This window comes from Stenotrophomonas nitritireducens (assembly GCF_050984405.1).
GTDB classification, from domain to species: Bacteria; Pseudomonadota; Gammaproteobacteria; order Xanthomonadales; family Xanthomonadaceae; genus Stenotrophomonas; species Stenotrophomonas nitritireducens_B.
Genome location: NZ_CP158790.1, coordinates 1,494,760 through 1,511,953 on the forward strand (window position 1 = coordinate 1,494,760; position 17,194 = coordinate 1,511,953).

Consider the following 17,194-nt stretch of genomic DNA (forward strand, 5'->3'; position numbering starts at 1 on the left):
ATCGGCAGTTCTCCACGCAGTGAGCCAGCGCATGCGCACGCTTTATCCCGCGATCACGCCCTACGACACCGGTACGCTCAAGGTCGACGGGCGCCACACCCTGTACTACGAACAGTGCGGCAACCCCGACGGCAAGCCGGTGGTGATGCTGCATGGCGGCCCCGGCGGCGGCTGCACGGCGAAGATGCGCCAGTTCCACGACCCGGCGAAGTACCGGATCATCCTGTTCGACCAGCGCGGCTCCGGCCGTTCCACGCCGCATGCCGACCTGGTGGACAACACCACCTGGGACCTGGTGGCCGACATCGAGAAGCTGCGCACGCACCTGCAGGTCGAGCGCTGGCAGGTGTTCGGCGGCAGCTGGGGCTCGACCCTGGCGCTGGCCTACGCGCAGACCCACCCGCAGCGCGTGACCGAACTGGTCCTGCGCGGCATTTTCATGCTGCGCCGTTGGGAGCTGGAATGGTTTTACCAGGAAGGCGCCAGCCGCTTGTTCCCGGACGCCTGGGACCATTACGTCAATGCGATCCCGCCGGTGGAGCGGCACGACCTGATCTCGGCCTTCCACCGCCGCCTGACCAGCGATGACGAGGCCACCCGCCTGGCCGCGGCCAGGGCGTGGAGCGTGTGGGAAGGCGCCACCAGCTTCCTGCACGTGGACGACGACTTCATCAACAGCCACGAGGATCCGCAGTTCGCGCTGGCCTTCGCCCGCATCGAGAACCACTACTTCGTCAACGGCGGCTTCTTCGAGGTCGAGGACCAGCTGCTGCGCGACGCGCACCGCATCGCCGACATCCCCGGCGTGATCGTGCACGGCCGCTACGACGTGGTGTGCCCGCTGGCCAATGCCTGGGACCTGCACAAGGCCTGGCCGAAGGCGCAGCTGCACATCACCCCTGCCTCGGGCCACTCGGCGTTCGAGGCCGAGAACGTGGATGCGCTGGTGCGCGCCACCGACAGCTTCGCCTGAGCCTTTGCGGGTGCCGGCCGATGGCCGGTACCCGCGTTGTCGTGGATGCGGGCTTGTCCCGCATCCACGACATGCCCCGTAGGAGCGCACTTCAGTGCGCGATGGGGCTTTCCCGGGAAGGCCTCTTCACGCACTGAAGTGCGCTCCTAGGCGGTGGCGTGTGCCAGCAAGGCCGGCTGCAGGGCCGTGAAAATCCGCGCCAGCCGTTCCGCCCAGGCCTGCTGGCCGGCGGCGTCGGCGATCAGGTCCTGGCGGATCTCCAGTTCCACGTGCACCAGCCCGCGGCCCTCGCCATGCACCGGCACCGCGTAGTCGCTGGTGCTGCTCACCGAATACGGCTGGTTGTCGCCGACCACCAGGTCGCCCTCGTCGCGCAGTGCCTGCAGCAGCGCATGGGCGAAACGCGTGTCGCGGTGGTACAGCACGCCGGCATGCCAGGGCCGCTGCGTGCCGTTCATCGCCGGGGTGAAGCTGTGCATCATCACCAGCAGCGTGGGCGTGCCGGCGTCGTGGCGGCGGTCCAGCTCGGTGGCGATGCGCGCGTGATAGGGCGCGTGGATGGCATCGATGCGCTGCCGCCGCCGCGCCGCATCCAGGCCGGCGTTGCCCGGTATGGCGGTGCCATCGCTGGTTTCGGGCATCAGCGTCGGCGAGGCCAGCGGCCGGTTGCAGTCGATCACCAGGCGCGAATAGGTCTGCTCGATCGCCCATGCATCGAGCCGCGCGGACAGCGCGCGGGTGGTGCCGGCGATGCCGATGTCCCAGCCGATGTGGCGGTCCAGCTCGGCCTGCGCCAGGCCCAGCCCGCCCAGCGCGGCCGGAACGCGCTGCCCTGCATGATCGGCGAGCAGCAGGAAGGGTGATCCGCCGTGTGGATTGTGCACGGTGAACGGCGGCGGGTCCCCGGGGCCGAGCAGCGGTACGGCGGGCACGCCGGCCGGGCGTTCGAGCAGGCTCATCGCGGGCGGCCGTCCAGATGGTGTTCGATCATCCACAGCCCGGCCCAGAGCTTGGCGTCCAGCTCGAAGCCCTGGCCCATCTTCTCCACCAGCCACGCCGCGGCGCGGTTGCGCGGGACGTGGTGCACGGTGATGTCCTCGCTGTCGTCGCCGCCGCCGTCGCCGACCCGGCGCAGGCCGATGGCGCGCACGAAGGCGATCTTCTCGCTGCTGGCGCCGGACGAGGTCGGGCCGATCATCAGCACTTCGGCGTGGTCGGCGGTCCAGCCGGTTTCCTCTTCCAGCTCGCGGATGGCGGAGGCCTCGATCGATTCGCCGGCGGTGATGTCGCCGACCAGCCCGGCGGGCATCTCGATGGTGCGCGCCTGCAGCGGCACGCGGAACTGCTCGACGAACAGCACCTCGTCGTCCGGGGTGACCGCGATGATGATCGCGGCCAGCCCGCCGGCATGGGTGCGCTCGCTGTATTCCCAGGTGCCGCGCACCACCATGCGCTGGTAGCGGCCTTCGTAGACGACACGGGGTTCGGCGGTGTGCTGGCTCATGCGAACTCGCTGGCGGGTGGGGAGGGCGATTCCAGCCCGGCGGCGGCCAGCAGCCGGCGCCGGGTGAGCGGGCCGAAGCGCAGCGATTCGCACAGCCCGGCGAGCATGTCCGCGTCGGCCGCGCCGCGGGTGAAACCGGGCGTGGCCGCGGCCAGCGGCGCATCGAGGGCGATGGTGGTCAGCTGCCGGAACAGCAGCGCCAGTTCGCGCTGCTCGCGCAGGCGCACGGCCATCTGCGCGGCGCCGCGCAGGCGCAGGAAGGGAATCTCGTCGATCCGCTCCAGCAGCGCGTCGAGGCTGCCGAAATGGGCCAGCAGCACCGCCGCCGACTTGGCGCCGATGCCGCTGACGCCGGGGATGTTGTCCACCGCATCGCCGCACAGCGCCAGGTAGTCGGCGATCTGGTGCGCGTGCACGCCGTGGCGCGCCTTGACCCCGGCCGCGCCCCAGCGCTGGTTGCGGGCGTAGTCCCACTGCTCGTCGTGTTCGAGCAGCAGCTGCGACAGGTCCTTGTCGGCCGAGACGATCACCCCGCGCAGCGCGTGACCGCGCCCGGCGTGCAGCGCGCTGCCGATCAGGTCGTCGGCCTCGTAGTCGCGGTCGGCCAGCACCACCAGCCCCAGCGCCGCGCACAGCGCCTTGCAGTGCGCGAACTGGCGCCGCAGGGCGTCCGGCGCCGGCTCGCGGTTGGCCTTGTAGGACGGGTAGAGGCGGTGGCGGAAGCAGCTGTCCAGCGCCTCGTCGAAGGCGATGGCGATATGCGCCGGTCGCTCGCGTTCGAGCAGCTCCAGCACGAAGCGGGCGAAGCCGTGCACGGCGTTGGTGGGCCAGCCCTGCGCGTCCTGGAAGCTGTCCGGCATGGAGTGCCAGGCGCGGAACACGTACAGGCTGGCATCGACCAGGTAGAGCGGCCGGCCCGCCGCCATGGCCGTCACGGCCGCCAGTCCTCCAGCAGGCCGGCCGGGTCCGGGCGTTCGCGCTCGGGCACCTGCAGCTTGGGCGTGCCGACATGGATGAAGCCGACGATGCGCTCGTTGCCGGCCAGTCCCAGGTGGCGCGCGACCCCTTCGTCGTAGGCCATCCACGCGGTCAGCCACTGCGCGCCGAAGCCGAAGCCCTGCGCGGCCTGCAGCAGGGCGAAGCACACGCAGCCGGCGGTCAGCAGCTGTTCCTGCTCGGGCACCTTGGGGTTGTCCTGCAGGCGCGCGATCACCGTCAGGATCAATGGCGCGTGGGAGAAGCGCTGGCGGTCCTTCTCGATCGCCGCCGGCGGGGCGTCGGGGGTGCGTTCGCGGCTGCGCCGGGCCAGGTACTCGCCCAGTGCGTGGCGGGCGTCGCCGCGCAGCCGCAGGAAACGGAACGGTACCAGCTTGCCGTGGTCGGGCACGCGCACCGCGGCGGCGAGCATGGCCAGCACGGTGGCGTCGTCCGGGGCCGGCTCGCCCAGTTGCAGGGACGGGACCGAACGGCGCTGGCCCAGCGCTTGCATGAAGCAGGAATCGGACATGAGGCGGGTGCGCGGAAGGTGGCCGTGGATTATAGACATCGCCGGAGGGCCGGCCCGTGCCGGGGGCGGCGGTTCTGTGCGCTCCGTCGGCGCCCCCCGCTGGCGCCTTTCTCGCCAATTCCACGCCGGACGCTTAGCATGGCGGGAGATGCCGGGTTGCCGGCGGCGAGGTACAAAGTGCGGACTGCATCACTGGCCCTGTTCAGCTTCTCCTCCTACCATGCGTGGGCGGAAACCGGGGGGCTGTCCGCTTCCTTCCATACGATCCCGAGAAGAGCAGCGCCTGCGAAGGTGCGGAGCCATTGCGCATGATGTCCAATCCGCATCCTGCCGCGCGTCCCGGACACAATCCGGAACTGCTGGCGCTGTCGCGCGAGGCCGCGCTGCCGCCGTTGTCGGCCGCGTTCGCCAAGGTGCTGGCCGGATTCGACGATGCCCTGTTCGACCGCGCCGAAACTGCCGGCGCGTCGCAGCTGGTGTTCCTCGACGGCATGCGCGAACTGCGCCGCCGCCGCGAGGACATCGCCGCGCGTTTCGCCGCCCACCTGCAGCAGGCTTGGGCCGCGCTCGATGCCGCCGCGCCGTTGTCGGCCGAGGCCACGCTGGCCCAAGCCACGCAGGGCGAGGGCGGGTTGAGCCTGATGTCCGAACACGAACTGGAATCGCGGCTGGCGGTGCGCAATTTCGCCGGCGTGGTGCTGCGCGACTGGAAGCCGGTGCTGGCGCGGCTGGACCGCCGCCTGGCGTGGATCGGCGGCGTCGAGGCGCTGGACGTGGACACCAACCCGATCGGCCCGGAACACATCGGCGTGGCGGTGCACGAAGCCTTCGGCGTGTGCGACCTGGCCGCCGAGGTCCGGCTGGTGCTGATCAAGCTGTGCGAGCGCGAGTTCGCCACCCAGGTCGGGCGCATCTATCGCGACGTGGACGAGCGCCTCGCGCAGGCCGGGGTGATGCCCGGCATCTCGCAGCCGCAGCGTCCGGCTGCCCCGGCGCGCCCCGCGCGCGCACCGGCCATGGCCGAAGCCGCCGCCGAAACGGGCATGCCGCAGGGCGGCGATGAGGACTTCTCCGACCCGCAGAACGCGCCAGCCTGGGCGCGCCGCTTCACCGAGCGCTGGGCGCGCCACCGCAGCGAGCTGCAGGCCGGCGTCTACGGCGGTTACGAGGGCGATCCCGCGCTCGGCAACCAGAACATGATCCTGGAGGCGCTGCACGAGCTGCTGGCGCAGACCCGCCATGTCCGCGAGGACGCCACGGCCGCCGCGCAGGTGGCGGTCGGCCAGCAGCGGCCGCTGAGCCAGCACGAAATGATGTCGGTGCTCTCGCTGCTGCAGGCCACGCCGACGGCGACCCTGCGCGCGGCGGTGGGCGACCAGAGCGAATCGCTGGCGCAGCGGCTCAAGAACGAAGTGATTTCCGGCGCCACCCGCCTCGGCGTCGATCCGGGGCAGGCGCGGCTGGACCCGCAGGACGAGGACGCCATCGACCTGGTCGGCATGCTGTTCGACGTGATGCTGGACGAGCGCGAACTGGAAGGCCGCTCGCGCGAGCTGATCGGCCGCCTGGTGGTGCCCTTCGTCAAGGTCGCGCTGCTGGACCGGCGCATGTTCGTGCAGAAGACCCACCCGGCGCGGCGCCTGCTCAACTCGCTGGCCGAGGCCTGCGAGGGCAACGCCGGCGAGAGCCAGGCCGAACGTGCGCTGATGGGCAAGGTCGAGGAGATCATCGACCGGCTGATCGCCGAGTTCAACGAGAACCTGGCGATCTTCCTGACCCTGGAGGAAGAGTTCCGCGACTTCCTCGCCCAGCACCGCCGCCGCATCGAGATCGCCGAACGCCGCGCCACCGAAACCCAGCGCGGCCAGGAAAAGCTGGAGCTGGCGCGCGCCCGCGCCCTGGCCGAACTGGAGCGGCGCCTGCAGGGCGCGCCGCTGCCGGCCGCGATCGAGGCCTTCCTGCGCCAGCCCTGGAACCACCATCTGACCATGAGCCTGCTGCGCGAAGGCGACGACGGCGAGTCCGTCGGCGAGACGCTCGCGCTGGCCGACGTGCTGCTGGAGGAAGTGGCCGAGGCGCGCCGGCACGTGGTCGGCAAGCCCTGGCTGCAGTCGATCCAGCCGGGCCTGCGCAAGGTGTTCGCCAGCGTCGGCCTGCACGGCGAAGGCAGCGTGGGCGCCATCGATGCGCTGCACGACACGCTGCAGGCCATCGCCGAGGCGCGTCCGGAACTGGAACGCGCGCTGCCGGAACTGCCGCAGGTGAGCCTGCCCACGCCGCCCGCGCAGGAGTCGGCGGCGCTGGACCTGGGCGCCGAGGCGCGCCCGGAAAGCGTGGACCACGCCGACGCGGCCCGCTTCCGCGCCATGGACATCGGTACCTGGTTGGATTTCATCGACAAGGACGGCAAGGTGCAGGCCGGCAAGCTGTCCTGGGTGAGCCCGATCTCCTCGCGCCTGCTGTTCGTCAACCGCCGCGGCATCCGCTTCTGCGTGGCCTCGCCCGAGGAACTGGTGGTGATGGAGCGGCTCGGCCGCCTGCGCCCGCACATGGACGACGGCGCGTTCGACAGCGCCATGCAGGGCGTTATCGAGCGCCTGGACCCGCAGACCTCCACCCTGCATTGAGCGCGCGCCGGGTTGCCGGCGCCCGGCTTTGCTACGATCCGGCAGATATTCCACTGCGCATCGGGGACGGGCATGGCCGTTGAGGTACGGGTGTTGAAGGAAGCCGCGGCGGGCGAGCGGCGCGTGTCGGCTACGCCGGAGACGGTGAAGAAGCTGCTGGCGGCCGGGGCGACGGTGCATGTGCAGGCCGGTGCCGGCCTTGCCGCCGGTTTCACCGACCAGGCCTACCGCGATGCGGGCGCCCAGATCGACGAGGCCGTGGACGGCGCCGACCTGGTGCTGTGCGTGCAGGCGCCGCCGCCGGCGCTGATCGGGCAGCTCAAGCCCGGCGCGGTGCTGGTGGGCGCCCTGCATCCGCAGGCCGAGCCCGCGCGCGCGGCCGCGCTGCAGGCGCGGCAGCTGGTGACCTTCCCGCTGGAGCGGCTGCCGCGCACCACCCGCGCGCAGGCCATGGACGTGCTCAGCTCGCAGGCCGGCATGGCCGGCTACAAGGCCACCCTGATCGCCGCGCAGCTGGCGCCGCGCTTCTTCCCGATGCTGACCACCGCCGCCGGCACCATCCGCCCGTCCAGGGTGCTGGTGGTCGGCGCCGGCGTGGCCGGCCTGCAGGCCATCGCCACCGCCAGGCGGCTCGGCGCGCAGGTGGAGGGCTTCGACGTGCGCCCGGAAACCCGCGAGCAGATCGAGTCGCTGGGCGGCAGGTTCCTGGACCTGGGCGTCAGCGCCGCCGGCGAGGGCGGTTATGCGCGCCAGCTCACCGACGCCGAACGCGCCGAGCAGCAGCGGCGCCTGGCCGAGCACCTCAAGGGCGTGGACGTGGTGATCTGCACTGCCGCCGTGCCCGGCCGCCCGGCGCCGAAGATCGTGACCGCGGCGATGGTCGCCGGCATGCGCCCGGGCAGCGTTATCGTCGACCTGGCCGCCGAAACCGGCGGCAACTGCGAGGCGACGCGGCCGGGCGAAACCCTCGACGTGGACGGCGTGACCGTGGCCGGCCCGCTGGACCTGGCCAGCATGGGCGCCGTCCACGCCAGCGAGATGTACGCGCGCAACGTGCTCAACTTCGTCTCGCTGTTCCTCAAGGACGGCGCGCTGGCCTTCGACTGGAACGACGAACTGCTGGTGAAAACGGTGTGGCCCGAGCGCCCGGCGGCCGGGGAGATTCCGCCGGTGTGAGGGGCGCGGCACGCTTCGTGGGCGAGGGCGAGGGCGAGGGCGAGGGCGAGGGCGGGGCGAAGGGGTGCCATGGGCGCGAAGGCCGCGATGGCCGGGGTGCGCCAGCCGCAAGCCGGCGGACTTGGCGGCCGGCGTCCGTGACGCGCCGGAGAAGACGGCGGACACGCGATAATCCGGCGGCCGCGGCTCCCTGGCCGCCACGGATCGACGGGGGATAAGGCCAATGATGATCCTGGATGTCGTTATCGGGATATTGAATCCGGTGATGTCCGCGATCTTCGCGGTCAGCCTTTATTTCCTCTGGCGGCATGACCGCCAGCACACCTACATCGCCATCCTGGTGGCTTCGTACACGGTGAGGACGCTGTGCTTCATCGTGCTGTACTTCTCCCTCCCGCACGACACGATGGCGCTGAGACTGCTCGCCAACGTACTGATCCTGCTGGCGGCCACGCTGGTGGCCGTCGCTCTCGCGGTGCGGATGGGACGGGCCCCGGGATACGGCGTGCTGCTGGCGATCAATCTCCTGACGATGCTGGGCTGGTGGCTGTCCGTCGATGCCGGGCGCGGGCTGCAGGAGCGGGGGATCGTCGTCAACCTGGGGATCGCCGCGATATGCGCGGTGATGCTGCGTCACGTGCACGGCAGGACGTCGCGGACTCCGGTGGAACAGTTGCTGTATTTCCAGATATGGATGGCGCTGCTGCTGTTCCTGGCCAGGCCCTTCATCATCATGGCCAGCGGTTCGGCCGGGGACGAGTACCCCTTGTTCTACTGGGTGTTCACTTCCGTTTCCGACGTGATCATCGCCTCCACCCTGGCCGTGGCGATCTTCGCGCTGATCGCTTCGGACGTGGTGGGGAAGATGCGCAGCGACGCCCTGACTGACGTGCTGACCGGGCTTCTCAATCGCAGGGGATTCGAGCAGCAGGCCAATGCCGCGTTGAACGGCGGTGCGCGCGGGCGGGTCGCGGCGATGATCATGGGCGACCTCGATCACTTCAAGCAGATCAACGACCGCCATGGACATGGCCGCGGTGACGGGGTGATCCGGTTGTTCGCGGAAAAGCTGCGCGAGCACGCGCCGCCGGGCACGATCATCGGCCGTCTCGGTGGCGAGGAGTTCGTGGCTCTGGTCATGCGCGACGGGATCCCGCCGCATGTTTTCGCTGAACAGGTCCGGGCGGCGTTCAGCGCGGACGCTGCTGGCGCGTTCGCCGACGGCATGCGCTCGACGGCGAGCATCGGCATTGCAGCGGTGAAGGACGGGGAGGATTATCCCGGCCTGCTGGAGCGCGCCGACGCGGCGCTGTACCAGGCCAAGGCGGCCGGGCGCGATTGCATCTGGCCAGCGTCGCAGCACCATCTTTCCGGATGAGCGGGACCGGCGCGGTATGCCGCACCGTGCCGCAGGAAGGCGGCAGGTTCCGGGTACGCAACCCGGCGGCCGGCCTCAATCCGCCGGATTGGCCTCCAGCCACTGCCGGCGCTGCTCGGGCGTCATGCGGTGCCACTGCTCGCGCAGCTGTTCGCGCTGGGCCTTGTCCATGGTGCGCATCTTCGAGAACAGGGCGCGCGCCTCGCGCTGCTGCTGCGGCGACATGCTCTTGAAGCGGTGCATGCCGCGCCGCGCCTGCGCGCGCTGTTCCGGGCTCATCTGCTGCCAGCCGCGGGCGTGGTCGTACATGCGCTGGCGGTGGTCGGGCGAGGCGTTCCAGCGGTCGCGCATCGGCGCGATCAACGTCTCGCGCTGGGCCGGGGTCAGCTGGTCCCATTCGGGCAGGGGCGGTTGCTGGGCCAGTGCCGGCACGGCGCAGGCCAGCAGCAGCGGCAGCAGGAAGGGCGGGCGGATCTTCATCGTTCTCACTCCATCGCCACGGCGTCCGAACCCAGCCACAGGTACAGCTCCGGGCTTTCGTCGAACAGCAGGGCGTCGTCGGACAGTTCGTCGGCGGCATCGGCCGCCACGCTGGCGGGCAGCACCGGCGGGGTGCGGTTGAACTGCACCGCCACGGTGACGGCCAGCACCGCCGAGCAGGCGGTGGCCAGCCACCAGCCGCGGCGGCGCCACGGCGATGCGCCCGCGTCGGCGGTGGCCTGCTGGCGCGCCTGGCGCAGGCGCGCCAGCGTGGCCGGGGAAACCGCGCCGTCGGCATGCCGTTGCAGCTGCCGCAGCGAGCGGTCGAAGTCTTCGTGCCGGGATGTGGGCAGGCGGTTCACCGCGTGGCCTCCAGTTGTTTCTGCAATGCGTCGCGCGCGCGCGACAGATGGGTTTTCACCGAACCTTCCGAGCAGCCCATGATCCGCGCCGTGGTCGCCACGTCCAGCTCCTGCAGCACGCGCAGGCTGAACGCTTCGCGCTGGCGCGCCGGCAGCTGCCGCAGCGCCTGCACCAGCCGCGCGTACTCCTCGCGCTGCTCGTGCTGCTGCGCCGGGCCGGGGCTGTCGTCGGCCCAGTCGATGGGGCCGTCCTCGTCCTGCGCCGGCGCCCAGAACTTCAGCCGGAAGCCGCGCCGCCGCTGCAGATCGATGATGCGCCGGCGCAGGATGCTCCAGAACAGCGGCGTCCATTCCTCGGCCGGTTGCGCGCGGTAGCCGAGCATGCGTTCCATCGCGTCCTGCACCGCGTCCAGCGCGTCGTCGCGCTGGCGCAGGCCGGCCTCGGCGAAGCGGAACGCGCGCGGCCCGATGCCGGCCAGGAAGGCTTCCAGCGAGGCGGGGGCGGCGGTGGGCGTCAGGGGCGGGCTGGTCACCAGCACAGGGTAGCGTTCCGGTCGGTCCTGACGCTGATAACGCCCGGCGGCCGGATTGGTTGACATGGCAACGGTCGCGCCGGCGTTCATCGCATGGTTATGATGCGGGGCGGGCGTTCCAGCCCCGGAGAGACAGCAATGAGCGACGGGTTCGTGGCGTTGTACATCTTCATGCTGGCGGCGATCGCCGGCCACGTGATCATCTCGCGGGTGCCGGTGATCCTGCACACCCCGCTGATGTCAGGTTCCAACTTCATCCACGGCATCGTGCTGATCGGCGCGATGGTGGTGCTGGGCCACGCCGACACCACGCTGGAGAAGGCCATCGGCTTCATCGCCGTCGCCCTGGGCGCGGGCAACGCCGCCGGCGGCTATGTCGTCACCGAGCGCATGCTGGAGATGTTCAAGAGCTCGCGGAAGCCGGAAGGAAGGGACAAGTGACCGCGCCTGCGTCCCAGGCGCCCGCGCGGCGGTTCGAGGCGCGGCGGGTCTTCCAGTGGCTCAGCTACCTGCAGTACCCGGCCCTGCTGGCTGCGCTCGGCTATGCGGCGCTGCCGCTGTTCAGGGGCCTGGACGGCCTGCTCGATGCCTTCAACAACGCCCTGCTGTATGCCGGCGTCGGCATCGGCATGTCCTCGCTGCAGGACCCGACCCGGACCCAGAACAAGGTTTCCCGCGACGTATGGGAAGACCCGCGCAAGGGCTACTGGATGCTCTGGCTGCTGGCCCTGCAGGCGCTGCTGCCGATCGTGCTCGGTCTGCTGGGCGCCGCGCTGGCAGAGTCGGCGGCGCTGTCGCAGCTGTCGCTGGGCCTGGTGGCTTTCGGCATGGGCATGATCGGGCTGCTGAAGACGGCGATCGAGATGCGCGAGCACCACCGCCGCGACAGGCGCGCTCCCGTTACGGAAACGATGGTTCTGGAGAAGGCGGCATGAACATGACCTTGCTGGTGAAGGCGAGCTACCTGGTGGCCGCCACGCTGTTCCTGCTGGGCCTGCAGCGCATGGCCTCGCCGAAGACCGCGCGCAGCGGCATCCACTGGGCCGGCGTGGGCATGCTGCTGGCCACCGTGGCGACGTTCTTCCTGCCGGGTCTGCACAACATCGCGCTGATCCTGGTGGCGCTGGTGCTGGGCACCGGCCTGGCCTGGGTGTCGGCGAAGAAGGTCGCCATCACCGACATGCCGCAGATGGTGGCGCTGTACAACGGCATGGGCGGCGGCTCGGCCGCGGCCATCGGCGCGGTGGAACTGCTGCGCTTCGCCGACGTGGCCGGCCGCGATACCAGCCACTGGAGCGCGGAGGCCATCGCCGCGCTCGCGGCACGGCAGCCCTCGGCCACGGTGCTGGCGCTGGCGGTCATCGGCTCGGCCATCGGCGCGGTGTCGCTGTCCGGTTCGGTCATCGCCTGGGCCAAGCTCGATGGCCGGCTGGACAAGCGCGTCACCTTCCCCGGGCAGCAGGCGTTCAACCTGCTGGTGGCCGTGGCGATGGTGGCGCTGGGCGCGTGGGCGGCGATCAGCCTGCAGCCGGTGGCGATCATCGCCTTCTTCGTGGCGGCGCTGGCGCTGGGCGTGCTGATGACCCTGCCCATCGGCGGGGCCGACATGCCGGTGGTGATTTCGCTGTACAACGCCTTCACCGGCCTGGCCGTGTCCTTCGAGGGCTACGTACTGGGCAACGAGGCGCTGATCATCGCCGGCATGATGGTCGGCGCGGCCGGCATCCTGCTGACGCGTCTGATGGCCAAGGCGATGAACCGGCCGATCAGCGGCGTGCTGTTCTCCAACTTCGGCGGCGGCGGGCAGGGCGCGGCGGAAATCAGCGGCAGCCAGAAGCCGATCGAGGCCGCCGACGTGGCGGCGATGATGGCTTTCGCCGAGCGGGTGGTGATCGTGCCCGGCTACGGCATGGCGGTGGCCCAGGCCCAGCACAAGATATGGGAACTGGCGCAGCGGCTGATCGAGCGCGGGGTCAAGGTGAAGTTCGCCATCCACCCGGTCGCTGGGCGCATGCCCGGGCACATGAACGTGCTGCTGGCCGAGGCCGGCGTGCCCTACGACCTGATCGCCGACATGGACGACATCAACCCCGAGTTCGCCACCACCGACGTGTCGCTGGTGATCGGCGCCAACGACGTGGTCAACCCGGTGGCGAAGACCGACCCGTCCAGCCCGATCTACGGCATGCCGATCCTGGACGTGGTGGATTCGAAGAACACCATCGTCATCAAGCGCGGCAAGGGCACCGGTTTTGCCGGCATCGAGAACGCGCTGTTCTACGCCGACAACACCCGCATGCTGTACGGCGACGGCGCCGAGGCGGCGGGGGCGCTGGTCAGCGAACTAAAGGCGCTGGACGGCGGGCACTGAGCCGGCGTCGCGGCAGTAGTCGATCCACAGGGGGTAAAGAATATGCGGGAGCGTTCCATGCGCGCGGCGTGCTGCGCGTTTCTGATGCTGTGCGGCGGTGGGGCCGCCGCACAATCCGGTGCGCAGTCCGATGGGGGCTGGTGGGCGCAGAAGCGCACCGATGGCGGGGTGGAGGCCGGAGCACAAACGGCTCCCGCATCATCGGCGGACGCGTCACCACCGGCGCCGGCACCCATGGACAGCGCTGCTCCTGCAACGCTGGCGTCAGTGCCGTTGTCGGCAGCGGTCTTCGATTGTGTCGAAGTGGCCCGGTTCGAGGTCAACCAGGGGCTGATCAGCAGCAAGCAGGAAGCCAGGGCTGCCATGATTCCCGCGGAAAAGCTGGCCGATATCCAGCGCAGCGTGGCCGGCAACATTCCGGAGAAGATTCCGGGAATGCGCGCCGCACTCGAGGGCGGCGGGGCCGATTGCCCGGACCCTCAGCGCACGATCTCGCTGACTGGCCACATCATCGATTTCAAGAAGGGCAACCAGGCGTTGCGCTATTTCGTCGGGTTTGGTGCGGGGGCGCAGAAGTTTTCGGTAACGGCACGGGCGGTACGCAAATCGGACGGGGCGCTGCTGGCTGAGGGCGACGTTACCGACCGCAAAGTGGGCGGCTGGGTCGGCGGCAATGACGACAAGGGACTGGACGACTTCGGCGAGAAAGTCGCCATGTTCCTGAAGCGTTCCTTGCCCTCGTCGCGCTGAGCCGATCAGCGCGCCAGCCACCAGGCGACCGCCAGCCCGGCCAGCAGCCAGAGGATTTCGGCGGTGCCGTTGGCCAGGCCGATCAGGGTCCAGGCCAGGTGCGGGCCCAGCCGCAGCGCCGATTCCCAGGGCACCAGGCCCATCGGTCCTCCGATATAGGCCGCCGCGATGCCCCAGTTGGCGGCCAGCGCGATCAGCAGTGTCGCCAGCATCGCCACGGCGATCCGGGCCTTGCCGCCCGGCAGCGTGCCCAGGCGCAGCATCCACGCCGCTTCGGCCGCGGCGGCGACTGCCATCCAGCCGGCCTGCGAGGCGGTGGCCAGGGCGACCATCAGCCAGGCGATGGCCAGGGTGACGCTTCCCAGCAGCAACAGCAGCGGCCAGAGCCAGTGCTGGGTGCGGCTGGCCGGCGGTGGGGCAGGAGACATGGGGATTCCCGGAAAGGTCACGCAGCATAGCCCTTCAGCGGTCGGCACGCCCAGTCGGCTAAAATGGCCGCCTTGCGGGTAGCGTCCGCGTCCCCATATCGATCCACATGTACTCCCGCAGCAGCGAACCCGTCCATTTCGAACGCGATTGCCCGGCCGTGATGGTGCCGCAGGGCGACAGCGTGACCCTGCCGGCCGGCAGCTACGGCTATATCACCCAGGCGCTGGGCGGCAGCTATACCGTGTTCGTCGAAGGCAACCTGTTCCGCATCGCCGGCAAGGACGGCGACGCCATCGGCAAGGAACCGCCGCCGGGGCTGGAACTGCCCGAGGACGCCGGCGACGAGGACGTGGAAAAGCTGGTCTGGGAGCAGCTGCGGACCTGCTTCGACCCGGAGATCCCGTTCAACATCGTCGATCTCGGGCTCATCTACGACGTCGACATCAAGCACCTGGACGATGGCCGGCGCGAGGTGGATGTGCGCATGACCCTGACCGCGCCCGGCTGCGGCATGGGCGAGATCCTGGTCGACGACGTGCGCAGCAAGCTGGAAATGATCCCGACCGTGGCCGAGGCCGACGTCGAACTGGTGTTCGACCCGCCATGGGGCAAGCACATGATGTCCGAGGCGGCCCGGCTCGAAACGGGCATGCTGTAAGGTGTGCAACGCGCCGGTCCGCGCGCGGACCGGCTTCAAAAACCGCAATCTGGAAGGAAACATCCGGTGTCCCAGTCCCTCAGCTTCCACGTCACCCGTTCGGACCACCCGCGCAGCGCCGAAGAGCGCGCCAAGATCCTGGAGAAGCCGGGCTTCGGCCTGCACTTCACCGACCACATGGTGGCCGTGCGCTGGGACAAGGACACCGGCTGGCATGACGCGGCGGTGATGCCGTACGGCCCGATCGCGCTGGATCCGGCCGCGGCGGTGCTGCACTACGGCCAGGAGATCTTCGAGGGCATCAAGGCCTACCGCCATGCCGACGGTTCGGTGTGGACCTTCCGCCCGGACGCCAACGGCCGCCGCCTGCAGCGCTCGGCCGCCCGCCTGGCGCTGCCGGAACTGCCGGTGGAGATCTTCGTCGAGTCGCTGAAGCAGATGATCGCCGTGGACAAGGACTGGGTGTCCGATGCCGACGAGGCCAGCCTGTACTTCCGCCCGTTCATGATCGGCGACGAGGCGTTCCTGGGCGTGCGCGGCGCGCACAAGGCCAGCTACTACGTGATCGCCAGCCCGGCCGGCCCGTACTTCGCCAAGGGCGTGGCGCCGGTGGCGATCTGGCTGTCCACCGACTACGCGCGCGCGGCCAAGGGCGGCACCGGCGCGGCCAAGTGCGGCGGCAACTACGCCGCGTCGCTGCTGCCGCAGCAGCAGGCGCAGGCGCAGGGCTGCTCGCAGGTGCTGTTCCTGGACCCGGTCGAGGGCAGGTACCTGGAAGAACTGGGCGGCATGAACGTGTTCCTGGTCTACGGCAAGGAAAACAAGCTGGTCACCCCGGCGCTGTCGGGCAGCATCCTGGAAGGCATCACCCGCGAATCCATCCTGCAGCTGGCGCGCGACCGCGGCATGACCGTGGAGGAGCGCAAGGTGACCATCGACGAGTGGAAGCAGGGCGTGACCTCGGGAGAGATCACCGAAGTGTTCGCCTGCGGCACCGCCGCGGTCATCACCCCGATCGGCCAGCTCAAGGGCGAAGGTTTCTCGGTCGGCAACCTGGACGCGCCGGCCGGCGAGGTCACCATGTCGCTGCGCAAGGAACTGACCGACATCCAGTACGGCCGCCTGCCCGACCGCCATGGCTGGCTGGTGCGCCTGGACGGCTGAGTCCGTCGGTTTGTTGCATACGGAAAGCCCCGCCCACGCGGGGCTTTCCATTTCTGTAGGAGCGGCTTTAGCCGCGAGGGGGCTTTCCCGACCAACTGGGGCCTTGCGCAGGTGCGTAAATCTGGACGCGGCCTCCCGGCCAGTGCGGGTTTCCCTTATGGACAGGAATCGATGCGGATGAGACTTCGCGTAAAGCCCGTTCGCGACCGAGGCCCACGCTACCGGCGTCGATCCTGCGGGAGGCGGGCGGTCATTCTTCGCAGATGTCGGCGCAGCGCGCCTGCAGGAAACGCAGCGCGTCGGCCGGGGCGATGTCGAGCAGCAGGCCGCGCTGGCCAGCGTTGATCCAGATGCGTTCGTGCGCCTGCGCCCCGCTGGCGAACAGCACGGCGGCCGGGCGCTGCTGCGCGAACGGGCTGATGCCGCCGACCCGGTAGCCGCTGCGGCGCTCGGCCTCGGCGATCTCCATCATCTGCGCGTGCTTGCCGGCGCAGGCGGCGGCCAGCTTCTTCGGCGACAGCCGCTGGTCGGACGGGATCACCGCGATCACCGGCTGCTTGTCCACCCACGCCATCAGCGTCTTGAACATGCGCGCCGGGTCGATGCCCAGCGCCCGCGCCGCGGCCAGGCCCTTGCTGTCGACCTCGGCCGAGTAGTCGTAGGCGTGCAGGCCGTGGGCGATCCCGGCCTTGTCCAGCGCGGCGGTGGCGCGGGTGCCGCGGGCCACGTCAGACCGGTTCGAAGCGGTTGGCCTCGACGTTCTTGCGCACCTTGTCCGGGTTCCACACGCGGCCGTTCATGGCGATGTAGACGCCTTCGGGCAGCGACTGCACCGCGCCGATGGCGCAGCCGATGTTGAACTCGGCGTCCGAGCCGCGGAAACGCGCCGGGCTGAGCGCGCCGGTCATCACGATGGTCTTGCCGGGGATGGTCTTGAGCACCTTGCCGGTGGCGACCATCGAATCGGTGCCGTGGGTAACCAGCACGTGGCGGGTCGGCTGCGCGGCGATGGTGGCGCGGATCAGCTCGCGGTCGGCGTCGGTGATGTGCAGCGAATCCTTGCGCAGGATCGGGATCACGTTGAAGCGGAACGTCACGCCCAGCTCGCGCAGGATCATGCCGATCTGCGGGTCGCCGATCTGGTAGTCGGACTTGTCGTCGAAATAGATCTTGTCGATCGTGCCACCGGTGGTGACGATCAGAAGGTCTTCCATCATTGCCGTGAATCCAGGTGCGAGGTGGCAATGATAAGGCCCACCGAACGCCCGTAGGAGCGGCTTCA

At 70.0% G+C, this 17,194-nt stretch carries 20 protein-coding genes; 10 read left to right on the top strand and 10 right to left on the bottom strand.

The features are described from left to right. Positions 1-31: 31 nt before the first annotated feature. Positions 32-973, top strand: coding sequence for a prolyl aminopeptidase (gene pip / locus ABTV91_RS06245; protein ID WP_433853737.1), 942 nt, complete (start codon positions 32-34; stop codon positions 971-973). 146 nt (positions 974-1,119) lie between these two features. Here pip and ABTV91_RS06250 read toward each other — a convergent pair whose 3' ends face one another. Genes ABTV91_RS06250 through ABTV91_RS06265 form a run of 4 tightly spaced genes read right to left on the bottom strand, consistent with a single transcriptional unit; the run spans position 1,120 to position 3,984 of the window. Further along, positions 1,120-1,932, bottom strand: a complete 813-nt coding sequence (locus ABTV91_RS06250) for an N-formylglutamate amidohydrolase (protein WP_433853738.1) — start codon at positions 1,930-1,932, stop codon at positions 1,120-1,122. Continuing rightward, positions 1,929-2,477 (bottom strand): NUDIX hydrolase, encoded by a 549-nt coding sequence (locus tag ABTV91_RS06255; protein WP_433853739.1) that lies wholly within the window; start codon positions 2,475-2,477, stop codon positions 1,929-1,931. The genes ABTV91_RS06250 and ABTV91_RS06255 overlap by 4 nt, the downstream gene beginning before the upstream one ends. Further along, on the bottom strand, positions 2,474-3,403 hold the full coding sequence (locus ABTV91_RS06260; protein ID WP_433854134.1) for a 5'-3' exonuclease: 930 nt from the start codon (positions 3,401-3,403) through the stop codon (positions 2,474-2,476). Before ABTV91_RS06260 ends, ABTV91_RS06255 begins: the two co-directional genes overlap by 4 nt. A 5-nt stretch (positions 3,404-3,408) precedes the next feature. Continuing rightward, positions 3,409-3,984, bottom strand: coding sequence for a nitroreductase family protein (locus tag ABTV91_RS06265; RefSeq protein ID WP_433853740.1), 576 nt, complete (start codon positions 3,982-3,984; stop codon positions 3,409-3,411). A gap of 308 nt (positions 3,985-4,292) precedes the next feature. Between ABTV91_RS06265 and ABTV91_RS06270 the strand changes: the two genes are divergently transcribed. From ABTV91_RS06270 to ABTV91_RS06280, 3 genes are all read left to right on the top strand, one after another. Then, positions 4,293-6,611: a DUF1631 domain-containing protein gene (locus ABTV91_RS06270; RefSeq protein ID WP_433853741.1), complete on the top strand. Its 2,319-nt coding sequence runs from the start codon at positions 4,293-4,295 to the stop codon at positions 6,609-6,611. A 72-nt stretch (positions 6,612-6,683) separates the two neighbouring features. After that, positions 6,684-7,787 carry an NAD(P) transhydrogenase subunit alpha gene (locus tag ABTV91_RS06275; RefSeq protein WP_433853742.1) on the top strand — a complete coding sequence of 368 codons (1,104 nt, stop codon included), beginning with the start codon at positions 6,684-6,686 and terminating at the stop codon, positions 7,785-7,787. Between the two features lie 223 nt (positions 7,788-8,010). Beyond that, complete coding sequence (locus tag ABTV91_RS06280; protein WP_433853743.1) at positions 8,011-9,165, top strand: GGDEF domain-containing protein; 1,155 nt, start codon at positions 8,011-8,013, stop codon at positions 9,163-9,165. A gap of 75 nt (positions 9,166-9,240) precedes the next feature. Here ABTV91_RS06280 and ABTV91_RS06285 read toward each other — a convergent pair whose 3' ends face one another. The 3 genes from ABTV91_RS06285 to ABTV91_RS06295 are packed head-to-tail and all read right to left on the bottom strand — an operon-like array spanning position 9,241 to position 10,546. After that, positions 9,241-9,645, bottom strand: a complete 405-nt coding sequence (locus ABTV91_RS06285; protein ID WP_433853744.1) for a DUF3106 domain-containing protein — start codon at positions 9,643-9,645, stop codon at positions 9,241-9,243. Between the two features lie 5 nt (positions 9,646-9,650). Next, positions 9,651-9,998 carry a hypothetical protein gene (locus ABTV91_RS06290; protein ID WP_433854135.1) on the bottom strand — a complete coding sequence of 116 codons (348 nt, stop codon included), beginning with the start codon at positions 9,996-9,998 and terminating at the stop codon, positions 9,651-9,653. A gap of 5 nt (positions 9,999-10,003) precedes the next feature. Continuing rightward, the gene (locus tag ABTV91_RS06295; protein ID WP_433854136.1) at positions 10,004-10,546 is read right to left on the bottom strand and encodes an RNA polymerase sigma factor; all 543 of its coding nucleotides are present in this window, start codon (positions 10,544-10,546) and stop codon (positions 10,004-10,006) included. Between the two features lie 132 nt (positions 10,547-10,678). Here ABTV91_RS06295 and ABTV91_RS06300 point away from each other — a divergent pair, with 132 nt between their 5' ends. From ABTV91_RS06300 to ABTV91_RS06315, 4 genes are read left to right on the top strand one after another with little or no spacing between them, the layout of a single operon-like run. Then, positions 10,679-10,981: an NAD(P) transhydrogenase subunit alpha gene (locus ABTV91_RS06300; RefSeq protein WP_433853745.1), complete on the top strand. Its 303-nt coding sequence runs from the start codon at positions 10,679-10,681 to the stop codon at positions 10,979-10,981. Continuing rightward, positions 10,978-11,475 (top strand): hypothetical protein, encoded by a 498-nt coding sequence (locus ABTV91_RS06305; protein WP_433853746.1) that lies wholly within the window; start codon positions 10,978-10,980, stop codon positions 11,473-11,475. The genes ABTV91_RS06300 and ABTV91_RS06305 overlap by 4 nt, the downstream gene beginning before the upstream one ends. Continuing rightward, a complete protein-coding gene (locus tag ABTV91_RS06310; protein ID WP_433853747.1) occupies positions 11,472-12,911 on the top strand; it encodes an NAD(P)(+) transhydrogenase (Re/Si-specific) subunit beta in 1,440 nt (479 codons plus the stop codon). Before ABTV91_RS06305 ends, ABTV91_RS06310 begins: the two co-directional genes overlap by 4 nt. Before the next feature lie 57 nt (positions 12,912-12,968). Then, complete coding sequence (locus ABTV91_RS06315) at positions 12,969-13,661, top strand: DUF4410 domain-containing protein (protein ID WP_433853748.1); 693 nt, start codon at positions 12,969-12,971, stop codon at positions 13,659-13,661. Between the two features lie 5 nt (positions 13,662-13,666). Here ABTV91_RS06315 and ABTV91_RS06320 read toward each other — a convergent pair whose 3' ends face one another. Next, the gene (locus tag ABTV91_RS06320) at positions 13,667-14,089 is read right to left on the bottom strand and encodes a hypothetical protein (protein WP_433853749.1); all 423 of its coding nucleotides are present in this window, start codon (positions 14,087-14,089) and stop codon (positions 13,667-13,669) included. 107 nt (positions 14,090-14,196) lie between these two features. Here ABTV91_RS06320 and sufT point away from each other — a divergent pair, with 107 nt between their 5' ends. Both sufT and ABTV91_RS06330 read left to right on the top strand, forming a co-directional pair. Beyond that, positions 14,197-14,748, top strand: coding sequence for a putative Fe-S cluster assembly protein SufT (gene sufT, locus ABTV91_RS06325; protein WP_153190496.1), 552 nt, complete (start codon positions 14,197-14,199; stop codon positions 14,746-14,748). Positions 14,749-14,814: 66 nt separating this feature from the next. Further along, positions 14,815-15,912 carry a branched-chain amino acid aminotransferase gene (locus ABTV91_RS06330; protein WP_433853750.1) on the top strand — a complete coding sequence of 366 codons (1,098 nt, stop codon included), beginning with the start codon at positions 14,815-14,817 and terminating at the stop codon, positions 15,910-15,912. Positions 15,913-16,162: 250 nt separating this feature from the next. Here the strand turns inward: ABTV91_RS06330 and ybaK are convergent, their stop codons facing one another. Together ybaK and ABTV91_RS06340 are read right to left on the bottom strand one after the other, a co-directional pair. Then, positions 16,163-16,639 (bottom strand): Cys-tRNA(Pro) deacylase, encoded by a 477-nt coding sequence (gene ybaK / locus ABTV91_RS06335; RefSeq protein WP_433853751.1) that lies wholly within the window; start codon positions 16,637-16,639, stop codon positions 16,163-16,165. A 1-nt stretch (position 16,640) separates the two neighbouring features. After that, complete coding sequence (locus ABTV91_RS06340) at positions 16,641-17,126, bottom strand: asparaginase domain-containing protein (RefSeq protein WP_433854137.1); 486 nt, start codon at positions 17,124-17,126, stop codon at positions 16,641-16,643. Positions 17,127-17,194: the final 68 nt, after the last annotated feature.